This is a genomic window from Stieleria varia (assembly GCF_038443385.1).
Taxonomy (GTDB): Bacteria; Planctomycetota; Planctomycetia; order Pirellulales; family Pirellulaceae; genus Stieleria; species Stieleria varia.
This window is the reverse complement of the sequence record NZ_CP151726.1, coordinates 341666-356951: the sequence shown is the minus strand read 5'-3', so window position 1 is coordinate 356951 and position 15286 is coordinate 341666. Positions and strand designations below refer to the sequence as shown.

The following is a 15286-nucleotide window of genomic DNA, read 5'->3' as shown; positions in this document are numbered from 1 at the left end:
TCAACGGTGTCGACAAGCGGGGAATGAATCGAAAGGTTTGTGGCGCGCGAACGCTGTGTCAACTGGCATCCCGCAGGCTTGCCGCAATGCCTGCGGCGCGTCCGGTGCTGAAAGCGGCTTGGAAATTGTATCCGCCGATCCAGCCATCCAGATCCAGGACTTCGCCGGCGATATAGAGTCCCGGAACGATTCGACTGGCCATGGTCTTGGGATCGACTTCGCCCAGCGAGACACCTCCCGCGGTAACCTCCGCTTTCGCAAACCCGCGTGTTCCGTTGACGGGCAACGGCAGTTGTTTGATGTGGGTGACGAGCTGCTGCATGTGGCGTTTGGGTAGCTCGGACAGCATGCCGTCGTAACCGACCTGGGTGGCGATCGCGTCGGCCAATCGTTGCGGCAACCACTCCCTCAGAATCGACGAGGCCGTGCGTCGACCGCGGCCACCCGAGCGATCGCTCAATTGCCGCGTCAATTCGTCTGCCGTCACATCGGGCAACAAGTCCACGCGCAGTCCGACATCTGCCAACGAGTCAGCAGCGGTGAGCGTTCCACTGACATCCATCGGAACAGGCCCGGAAAAACCAAAGTGGGTGAACAGCCAAGAGCTGCGACGACGGGCAAGCGGTTTGCCGACTGCCGATCCGCCCGGCTTGTCCAAGCGATAAACAAAGGCTTCACAGTCCTCCAGCGTCAGTCCTGACAAGTCATGGGTCCACGCCAGGCCACCGACCAACGGCACCAGGGCCGGGCGGGTGGGGACGATGGTGTGTCCCAGATCCGAGAGCCACTGATAGGCGTCGCCGCTGGTGCCGCATTTCGGCCAACTGCGGCCGCCCGCAGTCACGATCAGTCGATCGGCGAACACGGTTTCACTGCCCGTCATCACCGACCAACCGTCGCCGTCCCGCTGTACTCGCTCGACCCCCGAGTTGAGTCGTAGCTCCACTCCCGATCGCAGCACGTCATGCTGCAGTGCGTTTCGGACGTCCAACGCCCGGTCGCTGGAGGGAAAGATCTTGCCGGTGGACTCCACCTTGGTCGCGACGCCCAGATCGTTGAACATCTGCACGACATCGCGAGGCCCAAATGCTCCCACGCTGCGCTGCAAGAAACGCCCATTTGCCCCAAATCCGGCGGCGATCCCTTTGGCGTCGGTTTGGTGGGTCAAATTGCAGCGTGTCCCGCCGGACATCAGGATCTTGACCCCGGTCTTGGAGTTTTTCTCCAGCAAGGTCACCTTCGCTCCGTTTTTGGCGGCCTGCGCAGCGGCGACCATTCCGGCGGCCCCAGCTCCTATCACCACGATGTGGATGGGCAATGAGTCGATGGCGGGGGTCCGTGAGAGGAGGTGATGGGAAAAAAGCGGGCGGAGATCGACCAGAATGCGACATTATGACAACTCCGAGTTTTGTTTGTCACTACGGGCTGCCCTGGTAAGGTATGACAATCCAGGAGACTTGTTCATTTTCGTTTTTCGGGTTGTGGATGAACCACCAAGTGACCAAGATCGAGATGAATGATCATCCGATTGCATTGGATAGCCGATAAATCCAGCAGATGACGAACGAACTGATGTCGGGTCATCTGAGTTCGAGCCATCCGATCTCGGCAATGAGCGGTCTCAGTTCACCAGCTCCCGGTTTACCACATCGTTATTGCAACCATGTCACAGGCACCCACACCGGATTTACCGCAGAACGACGAAACCAGCGATCAGCCGCATCCGCCCAAGGTCTCCGCGCGCACTGAATTTTCGTTTGCCCAAGCCCGAACGTTGATCGGCGACCTGAGCAAGCCGAACCCGCTCATTTACTGGACCGACTTTCTGGTCACGATCGTCGTCGCCCACGCCATGCTGTTCGCAATGAGAGCAATGGTCGACGAACGCTGGGGCGAGTCCTGGGTGTGGATCGCGTTGCCGGTTGCCTACATCTTGGCGGTCATCGCTTGCATGCGTGCAGTGATGTTCATTCACGAGCTGGTTCATTTACCACGAGACGGTTTCAAAGGTTTCCGCATCGCATGGAACCTGCTTTGCGGCATCCCGTTCTTTATCCCGTCATTTCTCTACTACCCACACGTCGACCATCATCGGCGAAAACATTACGGGACCGATCACGATGGCGAGTACTTGGAACTGAGCCATCGCAGCCCTTGGCTCATCGTCGGTTTTATCCTGCAAGCCTTGGTGATTCCCTTTCTCGGCATCTTTCGATTCGTCGTTCTCAGCCCCATCTGCTGGTTGATCCCGGGTGCCCGCCAATACGTGCACCGGCATGCGTCAACCATGGTCGTGGATCCCTTTTATGAACGCACCGACGGATCGCCCAAGCTGATGCGGATCGTCGTGCTACAAGAAATCGGTTGCTTCGTGGTCGGCATGGGGCTGATTTTCGGGCACCTGATCATGAAAGGCGTTTTCTTCAATCCTTTTTGGATCGTCGCGTACGCGTTAGGAGTGGGGATTTTGACGTTGAATGAAATCCGCACACTCGGTGCCCACCGCTGGATGAATCAAGGCGGCGAGATGTCATTCGAAGAACAGTTGCTCGACTCGGTCAACTACCCCAACCACGCTTGGATCACCGAACTTTGGGGGCCGATCGGCACGCGTTACCACGCCCTGCACCATTTGTTCCCCAGGCTTCCTTACCACAGCATGCCGGAAGCCCACCGTCGACTGGCCGCTGGTCTGCCGCCGGAGTCACCGTATCACAAGACGACCGCAAGCAGCTTGACGGGCGAAATCATCAACTTGTTCCGCCGCGCAACCACGAGAGAAAATCGCAAAGGTGAATCGCACCCCGATTCGACGCCCGTGGCCACCTAGCCCGGATTATTGACGCGCCTCACGATAGTCAACGCAACACACTTGGCTGTCAAAACGATGGGGTTGTGTCTTTTTGGGTTCGCGCAAGTCTGTGTCTCTACTGCCGGCGCAGCTGGTGGCCCCTGTGAGCCTCAGGCGCTAGCCGTGGGCCCGAGGCGGATTGTGGTGCCGGCCCACGGCTAGCGGGCTGTTGATTTAGTGAGCCGCGACGCGTAAGCGGCCGGGCCTACCGCATTGCCCGGTGCCTTACGGCCCACGGCTCACCCTTGCGTTCCCAATTTCGATTAAATCAACAGGCCACTAGCCGTGGGCCCGAGGCGGATTGTGGTGCCGGCCCACGGCTAGCGCCTGAGGCTCACTTTGATTGCGATGCATGGAACGAAAACATCGACTGAAAAAACAAGGTCAACACCAAACGTTGAGCAGTCCACGCTTAGCCTGCTTGTGCTATTAAACGTTCTTTGGTGACATACGCCCTGAGCCGCTGCCCGTTAGGCCACGGGTGTTACGCACTGAAATGGATGCTTACTAGGTGCATTAACCGGCCGCTCACGCGTCGCGGCTCACGGCGTTTGATTGCGTCATCCGCTTCGATAGGTTGAGCTGTTTGGGATGGAACGCCACTATCGCGCAAGATGCTGTGATTCCTCGGCAATCATCCGCAGTGTCTCATCCAAACGGCTGCGGATCAAGCGTCCCCATTGACGGTAACCGGCATCGTTCAAGTGGAGCTTGTCTTCCACGAAAAGCTCCGCACGGGGATTTCCTTGGGAGTCCAAATACAGCCCCGCGGTCGGGATGAAGTAGGTGTTCGGAGTCGTCAACGCGATCTCCCGCAGCACCGCATTGACATCACGGATCTTTGACCACGCAGCGAAGCGTTTTTCGCAAGGCGTGATCTCGATCAGAAACACCGCCGCGTCAGGCTGATGCCGATGGGCGACGGCAACGATGGATCGCGCCAGGCTATCGATCTGTTCGGGTGTATGATCGTCGTCCGCCCCAGTGATGCCGTTGCCCACGAACATCAGCATCGCGCGAAACTGGTGTGGCGAAATCAAACGCTCCGCAAAGACGGCCATGTCGGTGAACTTGGCACCCCCGTAACCACGACGGATTGGCCGATAGGGAGCCAGATCACGCTGGATCGTGGACCAGCGGCGAACAGAACTACTGCCGATCACGAGAACGGCATCCGGATTGGGTTCCAACTCCGCGTCCAACGCCTCCAACGCTTGGATATCGTCTTCCCAACGCTCCACTGCCGCCGCACGATAAGGTGCTACCAGATCAGGGTCCGAGACAGCGTCGCTCGTCTGCGCCGACACAACGGAGGAAATGATCAAACAACAAAAGCCGGCGAGCAAGCTGCGAACAGACATGGGGACCACGCGAAAAATCAGTATGAGAGTCAGTGAAAACACGAGCCGAAGCCTCATACTGTACTCTCAGTCATTAGCCGCGTCAGTCACTGCATTCCGATTCAACCCTCAGTCGCGATCTCTTTCTCTGACACCACGTCACTGTCCGTTCGCGATCTTCGGGTTTGCGGTTTCGTCCCCCCCTTTCTTGACGCACATCAGAATCCGCCAGTTTCTCGCCTTTGCCAGGGAACTCCCCGCAAACGCAATCACCCAACAAATCACGATTGAAATGGTGACGGCGATCACCGATTCAAAACTTCCCAGCCACGACCAAGTCGCTAACAAAGTTACAATTGCACAAAAAATCGGGATTCCCCAGGCAAGCAGAGAAACGACGGTTTTCGTTGGAACGAACAACTCCACCAACATCATTCCAGACACCACTGGAAAAACGATCAGCAGAGAAACGAGACCAAAAAGAATGTCGTCAGCCGTTAGAAAGCCGTCTGCACCAAGGTGAGAGGCGAGCAATGCAAACCATGCACCCAAAACAGTTGTCCAACTCAGCATTTGAAAGATGCTGAACTGCGTCGCTTTCAGCGTCTCTCGAAATGATCTTTGCCAAGATTCATGATACTGTTTCGCGAAGAGCTTCTTTGAATTCTCTTTGAAACGCTCGATCGGTGTGAGCCCGCAGTAAAGGTTACACAAGTCTATCAGTTGCTGGTCCCAAGTGCAGTCAATCCCCTGCTGTCGCAAAAGGGCAATCTGTGAACTCCGACGTAGGTTGTGGAAATCATTTGTTCGAAACCAAACGCACCAAGCATCCATCTCTCGCCCCGTCGCAATCTCAAACTCCGTTTCCCAACGGACTTTTGTCATCTGAACGAGACGAAATCCGACAACGCGAAACGTACCAAAAAGGAGTGCGAGAAGTCCGACCGCAGTGAGGTTCCGAACACAGTCCGTGGACTCAAAGCGATTCCAAGGGACCATCCCAAACGAAAGAAATGCTACGGCAGTCGCAATCGCGATGGCAGTAATTCTTGCAGGCATTGATTCGACAACAAATGCCAGACACAGCAACAGCATCGAAATGGCCAACCCGATTGCCGCCTCGCTTCTCACCGCAAGCACCGGGGGAACGAGGGCAAAGACGATAGACACCACGACAAAAAGGCCCAGTCGCTGTAGCCAATGACGGTTGCTCAGCGCGATCGGTACGGCGACGAGACCAAAGAATGTGGTGTAGGAAACCGCAGCGACCAGTAGAATCGTGAACATTGTCCGACGTTTGCGGCCCAAAGGACTTGGATGGGAGCGTTCGATCGCTCTCAAAAGGATTCTATCTCAATCGGCACCCCCGATGTCAAAGCGGGCAGCTACATCTGACTCGCTTGCTCTGGATTTGACTCCGATGGCTGAAGCGAGGAAACTAAGGCGGGAAGCGTGTGGAAGCAGCTTTGCGATACCGCCGCAGCCCGGAAAACCACTGCTTCTAACGATAGAGAGACATCATGTTGCCAACGTCCCTTTCTTCTCCGAACCCATCTGCTCGCGAGTGCGGACGCTCGATGAGATTTTCCACGAGGTGCTTCTACGTCGCCTTGGTCCTATCGGTCCTATTACTCGGTTCTGCTCCCAAACCGCTCCATGCCCAATCAGCGGCTCGTCCCAATGTTGTGTTTATCCTGGCGGATGATTTGGGGTATCGGGAAATGGGGGCGTTTGGACAGGAATTGATCAAGACGCCGAACTTGGATCGATTGGCAGCCGAAGGAATGCGGTTGACTCAGCACTACAGCGGCAACGCGGTGTGCGCTCCGTCGCGTTGTGTGCTGATGACAGGCAAACATCCTGGGCACGCATTTGTACGAAACAATCGTGAATCAAAACCCGAGGGACAGCATCCCATTCCCGACTCGGAAATCACGCTTGCCGAGTTGATGAAGCGGGCGGGCTACGCCACCGGCGCTTTTGGTAAGTGGGGTTTGGGCGGGCCGGCGACCGATGGCCGACCGCTCAACCAAGGCGTCGATCGATTCTTTGGCTACAACTGCCAGCGTCACGCTCATAGCTACTATCCGTCGTACCTTTGGGACAATGAGCAACGCATCGCATTGAGCAATGACCCGGAAATCCCCGGTCACGGATCATTGGCCAAAGACGCCGACCCGAATGACCCCCGAAGTTATGATGAATTCAAGGGAACCGATTACGCGCCGGATCGAATCAACGCACAAGTGCTGCAGTTCATTCGTGATCACAAAAGCGAACCGTTTTTTCTGTACTATCCGACGGTGATTCCACACGTCGCTTTGCACGTTCCGGACGAAGAGTTGCAGCCCTATCGGGATTTGGGTTGGAACGATCCGCCCTTCACTCGCGACGATGGTTACGGCTACACACCGCACTTCACGCCGCGTGCGGCTTACGCGGCGATGATCACGCGTTTGGATCGCTATGTGGGAAATGTTTTGAATGAACTCGACAAGCAAGGACTGACCGAAAACACCTTGGTCGTGTTCAGCAGCGACAACGGAACAACACACTTGGACAAAGAGGTCGACTACTTGTTCTTTAAGAGCGTTGGAGAACTACGCGGTTTGAAGGGCTCACTGTACGAGGGCGGCGTTCGTGTCCCCACGCTGGCCAAGTGGCCCGGTCGCATCGCCGCTGGTAGTGCAAGCGATCGTGTCAGTGGATTCGAGGACTGGATGCCGACGCTGATGGAGGTCGTTGATCCGAAGGCCGACTTGCCTGAGGGAATCGACGGGATTTCATTGCTGCCGACCTTGCTGGGACAACAACAGCCGGAGCGACCTTATTTGTACCGGGAGTTTTCCGGTTACGGCGGTCAGCAGTCGCTGCGAATGGGCGACTGGAAAGCGGTTCGTCAAAACATGACACGGGGCAATCTGACCGTGGAACTCTACAACATCGCCGAAGACATCTCGGAGTCCAAGGATGTCGCGAGCGAGCATCCGGATTTGGTGGCCAAGATGACCAAGATGATGTCCGAGGTTCGTACACCATCGGATGATTTTCCGTTGATCCCGTTGGATGCGCCAGTAAAGGACGCGAAAAAGTGAGTTGCTGCGCTGGTTGGGAATGACGCGGCGTAGTGAGGAGCATGTCAGTCTGGAAAGGCTGACGTACCTTGTGCATCATGCCAACACGGGCTGCTCGGCGTCGAGCAAGTCGGCGAACTCAGTATCCTGCAGCACGGATTTGAGTTCGTCATAGTTGTCGACCAAGTCCTCCAATGGCGCCTTGCTCATTTTGACCAAATCAGATGTCATCTCTTGGTCACTGACACCGAGAAAATCGCAGAGCTGTGATCGATCCGAATCCTCCACGCTGCCCGACTGCAGCAAACGTTCGTAGTGCAACGTCAGGATTTCGTTGCCGTTGTTCTCGAACGCTTTATGTAGGGTTTCACGGCTGCGGGCCATCGTCGTCATCTCGGCGATGGCAGCCGCTGGTGAGATTGAGATCGCATTGAGTTTCAGCGGTTTGCTGGTGTGGGCTGATCCCTTGCCGTGCAAGTTGTATCGATGATGCATTTGTTTGCGAGAAACATACTGGCGCAGCAAGTCGTCACGCATCAAGTGGATGATCTTGAGGTTTGGGATTTTCAGTAGGTGCTCGACAATGCTTTGCCGCTGCAGCTGGTTGTACATGCCACGGAACGCGACGGCACGGGCGTCGGGTGCGGAATCTAGCGTACGGTCGATGACGCGATTGGGCGAGATCGCAGCGCCGCTGAACACCCAGGCCCATGCCAATCGTGCGCGACGATGCCGATTCAGGAAGGCCGGCGGCTCGCAGCCGCAGGGTCCGCCGAGCCCCAACAGGACTTCACCGTGACAACAGATCTCTGGATGCGAATGCAAGTACTTTTGCAAGAACACGGATCCCGACCGTTGACTGGTCAGGATCATGCACTTGGTTTGCGGAATGGCAGGATCAGTCACGCGGATCATCACACAGAAAAGGAAAGAAAAGTCATTGCCTAGTGGTCATTGCCTAGTAGGCGCCTTCTCGCATCAGGATCGTACGCACGGTGCGAAGGACGATGTACAGGTCCAACCAAATCGACCAGTTGCAAACGTAGTAACTATCCAAACGGACGCGTTGTTCGTAGCTGGTATCGTTGCGACCAGAAACTTGCCACAGACCCGTGATCCCTGGCGGGACTCGCAAATACAGCGGATACATCTCGCGATAGCGGTCGACTTCGGATTTCACGATCGGCCGTGGTCCGACCAGGCTCATTTCGCCTTTGAGAACGTTCCACAGTTGGGGCAATTCATCCAAGCTGGTTTTACGCAGGAAGTGTCCGATTCCGGAGATGATGCGAGGGTCGTCCTTGAGCTTCTGGTCTTCGATCCATTGCTGTCGAGCCTCAGGGTCGTTCTCCAAGTACTCTTCGAGCACCTCGTCTGCATTTTGGACCATGGTGCGGAATTTCCATGCCTTAAACGACGCGCCGCGTTTTCCGATACGCTGATGACCGTAGAAAACCGGTCCGGGTGATTTCAGCTTGACCCACGCCACGATGACCAGCAACACGGGCAGCAAACAAATCAGGGCGACCAGCGTGATCACGATATCGATCATACGTTTGACGCTGCGTGCGATCGGGCTGCGCAGATGGTCTCGCAAGTGGACGCCCATGACGCCGCCGCATTCACGGGTACTGGCCCACAAGCTGGGCAGCAGAAACTGCGAGGGCAGGATCAGTAGGTTGGGCAGATTGCTCGCGTGTGACATGACTTGGTTCATGTCCAACGCTTCGCATCCGCCGGGGGCGACAATGGCCCATCGCAAACGATGTCTTCTTTGGATGCGGTTGAGGTTCAGGATCGATCCCAGGTAGGGCTGGTGCGACAAGTCCTCGTATCGTTCCTCATAGTCGCTGCGTGAATCCACGTCGACCAGACCGATCGGACGTAGTCCGCGTTCGGTGGCACGATTGTAGAAACGGTACAACGCGCGACCCTGGGCGCCTCCTCCGATGATCACTGCTCGTTCACCCCACCAAGCCGCCTTGGCAAGGTACTTGCGAACAAACAAGCGGTTCAGCGGTACGGCCACCATGGCCACCAAGCCGCCGACAACACCCACAAAGATTTCCGGAGCCGTCACGTTTGCAAAAATTTCGTTGAGGACCAGCATCAGGACGGAGGACGCAGCGACAGCTCGAACACACTGACGCAGCTCGATGACGGGGCTGATGCCAGTGGCGGGGAACAACCCCAACATGGCGCCGAACAGAAAGTAGCCGCTCAGGATGCAACTAAGTTGAGTGGGTAGGGTTGGCGGCAGGCTGGTTCCCATCCAGAGACAGAACACCGCCGCCATGGCGACTGTCGAAATCAGCAAGACCGCGAAGTCGGCGACGATCAGAGGCACTGCGGTGAAGATAACTTGCCAATAGCTGCGGGGCAGTGTGGCTTGCCGGCCCGGTCCTGCTTCGGAGTTCGAGTTGGCCCGATGATCCTCAACCGCCGAATTGGGGATGAACGGATCCAACTGCTCAATCGCATCGGCAGATACGACGCCGACGGGCAAGTTGAGGTTTTCGAAATGAATTGACATGGAGAGCTTTTCCGACTGGCTGAACAGGTACTGCCGTTGTGTTGAGCTTTCCCGATCCGTGCTCGCTGACCCTGGTGTGATCACACCATCCCATCGTTGGGACGAATGCCCTTGATCTCACTGATGCCCTGGTGAGGAATGGATAAAAACTCCATCACCCAGGCCTATTTTCCTTGTGCTGGTGACACAGTAGGGATGTCCCTCGTGGCCCCAGTCTCCTTAGGACGTCATCCTAGTCGACGACAATTCAGGAAAAAGACAACGTCGCGCAATTTTGCCCAGAGGCTGTATCCCGCACCATTCCACCCCGGTAAACGGTGCAAAACGCACCAATCAGAGCACCCCTCGTTCGGGTGGTGTCAATTGGTTGGTTTCTGCCGGATGTAGTAGCGATTCGAATCCTAACGAAGCTGTTTTTTGGTGTGCATGGTTTTTGCTCACAAAACTTCGCTGGTCACAGCGGGCTGGTCGATTCAAGCGGTAGCCACCATCTATAGCAACGGAGTGCTTAGCGTGCGTATCAACCTACAATCCATCATCCTGACCACACTGCTCGGTATGCCCATACTGAGCGGATGTGCATCTCTGCAAGACTACAGCTACGAGCAGAAACAGCGGATGCGTGCGTCCGCCCAGTTCCGCGAGTGCGGCAAAGCGAATTGTTCGAACTATCCACACGACTACAAGCGTGGATGGAAGGATGGATTCTATGCCGTGGCGACGGGTGATTCATCATGCCCACCTGCCATTGCACCTGCTTGCTATTGGGATCCCGATCAAATCTTGGACGACTGCGACAATCGTCGCCACGCTTATTACAGCGGTTGGCAAGACGGTGCCTCTCGCGCCAGTCAGTTTCCCGATACGCATTACTTGCGAATCTATGAAACATGCGAGTGCCCGTTTCCTCGTTGCGAGGAAAGTTGCTTGGGTGGAACATGCGGTTGTGTTCCGGGCGGTCTGATGATGGACGAGGGTTTCGTTGAAACCGAGATGCCCATCGTTGACATGCCAGTGGACATGCAAATGGAATCCATGCCGATGCCGCCCGCACCTGTGGTTGAGAAGTCGCCTGTGGACAAGCCTGCAAAGACGTCCGCCGCCAAGGCCAAGGTCGACGCGGAAGATTCGGCCCCCATGCCGGCCCCCAAGGTCAACAAGAAGAAGCCGACCGAGGACTTGCCCGTACCGAAGGCGGAGAAGGACACGTTGCCCAAACCGTCCAACGACGAGTCGGCCGCACAATACAACTTCGGCGATGACGGTGGGATCGTGATCGATTTCACCGGAGAGGGTGAAGCGGGGTCACCATCGGACGCACGCAGCGGAGTGGTCACCGGCACGGTCGCCGATTTTGACTTCACCTTTGGCGATGAAGACTTGGGCGGTTTCGGACTGATCGAAACGGAAGAAGATTGACGCCGGATTGGGCGGAGCAGGCGGCTCGCCGAATAATCCAACACGTCGGATCAGGGATTGATCCGACAAAGCAGCTCACAAATGGCTGCAAGCTCTCACACCATCAACTAAAACCAGAACATTGCGAAGGGATTCAGCGATGATTCGTAAATACGAAACGTCAACGAGCACGGCCGCTCAAGCGAACAGAGTCACCACTCCAGTCATCGCGACGATGATGATCGGATTGCTGGCATGTTCGACCGGCTGTCACATGGTCTCATCGGCCAACCACGCGATTCCGGCTCATCGCCTGGATCCGTCGCTGTTCGATTGTCCGCGAGAGGACCTGTCACCGATTCCGTTCGCCGCACTGGGCCAGCAACCGCCGGATGAACACGTCATCGGTGGCGACGACACGCTGTCGATCTACGTCTACGGCGTTTTCCCGCCGGACCAAGACGCGACGCCGGTTCAGCAACGGGCCCAGGCGATCAACCAGCGTTATTATCCGCCGCACGGTGCCGTGGTCGGACCGTCAACAGGTTTACCCGTCCGCGTTCACACCGACGGAACAATCGACCTGCCATTGATCGGTCGGTTGAACATCGCTGGATTGACGATTCCTCAAGCCGTCGACAAGATCACCGAGGTCTATCGTGAGGAAGAGGTTCTCAAGGAAGGTTCCGAGCGAGTCACCGTCGGACTGCTGACCCCACGAGTCAAACGCGTGGTGGTTCTACGTGAGGACACGCCCGCGACAAACGTCTCGTTGGTCTTTCCAGAAACCAATGACGAGATCCATCGTGGATCGGGTGAAGTCATCGACTTGCCCGTGTACGAAAACGACGTGTTGCACGCTTTGGCAGCCACCGGCGGCTTGCCGGGTACGGACGCGGCTCGTGAGATTTACGTGATCCGCCGTGAAGCGTCGATGAGCCCGCAAGCCTTTAACGTCAAAGAACTGAACAAGGCATGTGCTCAGGGTTGCCAGTCGGCCAATCCACACGTCATCCGTATTCCATTGGCCGCACGAGCCTGTGATCCGTTGACCTTCACACCGGCGGACATCGTGCTCAATCAAGGCGACGTGTTGTTCGTCCCTCGTCGCAACGAGTACTTCGTCACCGGGGGACTGCTGCCGGGTGCTCGCATCGCACTGCCACGCGACGAAGACATTGACGTGATCGAAGCGATCGCGATGTCGAGTGGTTCACCAGGCGGCCCATTGGGACTTTCCGGAGCCGTGCTGGCCAACGGCAACCCCGGGTACATCAAAGAAGCCACTCGGGTGATGATCCTGCGGACGCTTTGCGACGGACGCCAGTTGCCCATCCGCGTCGACCTTGATCGTGCCATGAAAGACCCCAAGGAGCGAATCCGCATCTTGCCCGATGACGTCGTCATGGTCTACCAAAAGCCGTCCGGTTCATTCTTGAACGTCACGATGAACTGGATCGGCGGCCAATGGATCCCCAACGCGTTCTTGGTCAACGCGGCCGACTGATCTGTCGGCTGGTTTTCACCACGGACGCGTGCTTCACGCGTCCGATTCATTCTCCGTCTTCGCTGCGGCTGGCAGCGAACCGATCGGCCGGGCGGCTTCTGCCCGGCCGTTTTTCTTTTTGCGGGTGTAGTCGCTGCGGTAGTAACCGTAGTAGCCTCCGGCGCCGTCGAAGTTGGCACCGGCACCCAGAGCATTGAGCATGCAGCCGACGAAGTTGCCACCGGAGCTGCGGATGCGTCGCATGGTGTTGATGACCTCATCGCGACGAACACGAGCGACGCGAATGACCAAGACGCCGCCATCGAGTCGTGGCATGACGACCACCGGATCGGAGACGGCCAGCACGGGTGGCAAGTCGACCAGGACGACATCGAATTGTTGCTTCAATTCTTCCAGCAGTTCGTCCAGTTTCTCCATTTGCAGAAGTTCTGCGGGCATCTTGGACGACGAGCCGGCGGTGATAACCGACACTTTTTCCGCATCGGTATCTTTGATGACATCGGCGAGTTGCAGTCGGCCCTCCAGCACATCGCACAGGCCGCCGGTCTTGGAGACGCTGAAGTAGCGGTGAATGCTGGGGCGTCGCAAGTCGGCGTCGACCACGACGGTTTTCAAACCGAGTTGGGCAAATGACACGGCAAAGTTCGATGTGACGGTCGATTTTCCGTCTCCCTGCATCGGGCTGGTGAAACCGATCGTTTGCAGCTTTCCGGAACGAATCTCGGGCAACAGAACGGTACGCCCCAACCGGAACGCTTCCGCATCGGGCGACAGTTCGGCGGAAACAAGACCACGGATTCCCATGTCGATCGAGTTGAGTTTTCCGACTCGCCCCAAGCTGGGCAGTCCGATCGCTTCGTCCAACTCGGCAGCCGTCCGGAATCGTCCGTCGCGAATCTCGTTGGCAAACGCAAGGAAGACGCCGGTGGCCAGCCCGAGCATCAAGCCGCCCAGGCCACAGATCGGCAGGCTCGGCCAGACCTTGCGGCCGATACGTGGCAATTCCAAAAACTCGTACAGATAGCCGCTCAATCCGCTGGCGGTATCGAGGTCGCGCAGTTGGCTCACGACGCCTTCGAAAAGAGCTTCTTGGCGATCGATCTTCTTCAGCATCACCATGTCCTGCAGTTCATAGTCGATCAATTCCTTCGCCTTCGTTTCCGCGTCTTCGCTGAGGAAGATCAGTTCCTTGCGGCGTTCACCCAGAGCTGCGATATCATGATTGACGAACCCGATGTAAGCCTTCAACAGGCTTTCCGGAGTCAGCATGGTGTCAGAGAATCCGGTCGAGACGTTGGTGAGTTCTTCGTTGTCTTGCAAGAACTGTTTGACGAGTTGGATCTCATTTTCGAGCTCTTGGACTTTTGGGTGTCCGGGACCGAAGACAGCGGTCAAGCGTTGTTTTTCGCTGTTCAGTCGCAACAGGCCTGTGATCTGTGTACGGGCTTCCTCCATCTTGGCCGGCATCGCAGCCTTGAATTCAGCCGTGTTGGAGGAATTCATTTGTAGTCCGGCAAACAATCCCAGCCGTTCCAGGCTTTCGCTGTCGATCAACGCGAGTTTGTCCAAGTGATCGACGGGATCGGTGGAGGTGTCCATATCCTCCAGGGTCGCCTGCACTCGCTCCATGCGGGTACGCAGTGTTGACTCCTTGATGTCCAGATCCAGCAGTTCTTCTTGCAGTCGACGGTAACGATCTTGATAGACGTTGCTGCTGCCGGTGCCTTGAAAGAACAGCGGGGCGGCTTTGCGAGAGGCCAAGTGTTCCTGTTCTGCGGCATTGAGCTCGGCTTCGACCTCTGACTTTGCTGTCTGTACCAACTCGTTGGCGCGGCCCATCACCTGCTCGACTTGGTCGATGATGAATTGCTCATAGCGTTTCATCACGGCCGTCAGAACCAACTGAGCATCATCCGGCTCGGTATGTTTGAAGCTGACGTTGAGACTGCGTGCGGTCTTCGCAGAACCTTCACCGCCCTTGACCAACTCCAAGTGATCGATGACGTAATCGATTGCGTCTTCGGTGTCGCTCAGCTGAGCCTTGATCGACGGCAGTTCCATCAGCGAGTAGTCTTGGCCAGGAACTTGAGTCTCTTGCAACGCATCGCCGACGATCATCCGACTGGCGATCAGTTCCATGTGGTTGGCCAGCGTGTCCTCTTCCACCATGCCTTGACCGGTGGCGCTGCCTTCACCCAGTCCGGCGGTCTTCTCCGCGATCAAGACCTTTGCGTTGGACTTGTACCAAATCTGTGCATTGAGCGAGTAGGCAACGCCGACGACCAAGCCCAGCATGGCAAAGAACGCGAGCAGCCATCGTTGCCTGGTGATGGTTTCCAAGACGTCCAGTGAGTCCGCGTTTTCGGACGTCGTTTTGGCGGAGCGTCGGCGCGGATTGTTGTTTGGGTTTTGGCTGTTTGTCGGTGCCATGCGGTCCGCCTGAGTGATCAAGACGTTGTCTCGGATGAAGGGGGAGCGGGGTGAATCGAGCCCGTCATCGTAATTACCATTAGCGAGGGGCCGACCCGTTTCGTCAAGCAAAACGCTCGCAAGCCTGAGCGAACGAACGGTCAACGCAGATTA

At 56.7% G+C, this 15286-nt stretch carries 10 protein-coding genes; 4 read left to right on the top strand and 6 right to left on the bottom strand.

The features are described from left to right. Positions 1-58 precede the first annotated feature (58 nt). The gene (locus Pla52nx_RS01360) at positions 59-1318 is read right to left on the bottom strand and encodes an NAD(P)/FAD-dependent oxidoreductase (RefSeq protein WP_315854988.1); all 1260 of its coding nucleotides are present in this window, start codon (positions 1316-1318) and stop codon (positions 59-61) included. A gap of 345 nt (positions 1319-1663) precedes the next feature. Between Pla52nx_RS01360 and Pla52nx_RS01355 the strand changes: the two genes are divergently transcribed. Then, the gene (locus Pla52nx_RS01355; RefSeq protein ID WP_146517767.1) at positions 1664-2830 is read left to right on the top strand and encodes a fatty acid desaturase family protein; all 1167 of its coding nucleotides are present in this window, start codon (positions 1664-1666) and stop codon (positions 2828-2830) included. Between the two features lie 623 nt (positions 2831-3453). Here Pla52nx_RS01355 and Pla52nx_RS01350 read toward each other — a convergent pair. Next, positions 3454-4212, bottom strand: a complete 759-nt coding sequence (locus tag Pla52nx_RS01350; protein ID WP_197454156.1) for a GDSL-type esterase/lipase family protein — start codon at positions 4210-4212, stop codon at positions 3454-3456. Between the two features lie 138 nt (positions 4213-4350). After that, entirely contained in the window at positions 4351-5478 is a 1128-nt protein-coding gene (locus Pla52nx_RS01345; RefSeq protein ID WP_146517765.1) for a hypothetical protein, read from the bottom strand. Positions 5479-5768: 290 nt separating this feature from the next. Here Pla52nx_RS01345 and Pla52nx_RS01340 point away from each other — a divergent pair, with 290 nt between their 5' ends. Further along, positions 5769-7286 carry an arylsulfatase gene (locus tag Pla52nx_RS01340; RefSeq protein ID WP_146517764.1) on the top strand — a complete coding sequence of 506 codons (1518 nt, stop codon included), beginning with the start codon at positions 5769-5771 and terminating at the stop codon, positions 7284-7286. Positions 7287-7361: 75 nt separating this feature from the next. On the opposite strand, the gene Pla52nx_RS01335 is transcribed toward Pla52nx_RS01340, so the two are convergent. Both Pla52nx_RS01335 and wbaP read right to left on the bottom strand, forming a co-directional pair. Beyond that, complete coding sequence (locus Pla52nx_RS01335; RefSeq protein ID WP_146517763.1) at positions 7362-8180, bottom strand: sulfotransferase; 819 nt, start codon at positions 8178-8180, stop codon at positions 7362-7364. 43 nt (positions 8181-8223) lie between these two features. Beyond that, positions 8224-9798 carry an undecaprenyl-phosphate galactose phosphotransferase WbaP gene (wbaP, locus tag Pla52nx_RS01330; protein WP_146517762.1) on the bottom strand — a complete coding sequence of 525 codons (1575 nt, stop codon included), beginning with the start codon at positions 9796-9798 and terminating at the stop codon, positions 8224-8226. 513 nt (positions 9799-10311) lie between these two features. Between wbaP and Pla52nx_RS01325 the strand changes: the two genes are divergently transcribed. Then, the gene (locus tag Pla52nx_RS01325; protein ID WP_146517761.1) at positions 10312-11217 is read left to right on the top strand and encodes a hypothetical protein; all 906 of its coding nucleotides are present in this window, start codon (positions 10312-10314) and stop codon (positions 11215-11217) included. A 139-nt stretch (positions 11218-11356) separates the two neighbouring features. Further along, on the top strand, positions 11357-12703 hold the full coding sequence (locus Pla52nx_RS01320; protein ID WP_146517760.1) for a polysaccharide biosynthesis/export family protein: 1347 nt from the start codon (positions 11357-11359) through the stop codon (positions 12701-12703). Between the two features lie 33 nt (positions 12704-12736). Here the strand turns inward: Pla52nx_RS01320 and Pla52nx_RS01315 are convergent, their stop codons facing one another. Beyond that, positions 12737-15133, bottom strand: coding sequence for a polysaccharide biosynthesis tyrosine autokinase (locus Pla52nx_RS01315; protein ID WP_146517759.1), 2397 nt, complete (start codon positions 15131-15133; stop codon positions 12737-12739). Positions 15134-15286 lie beyond the last annotated feature (153 nt).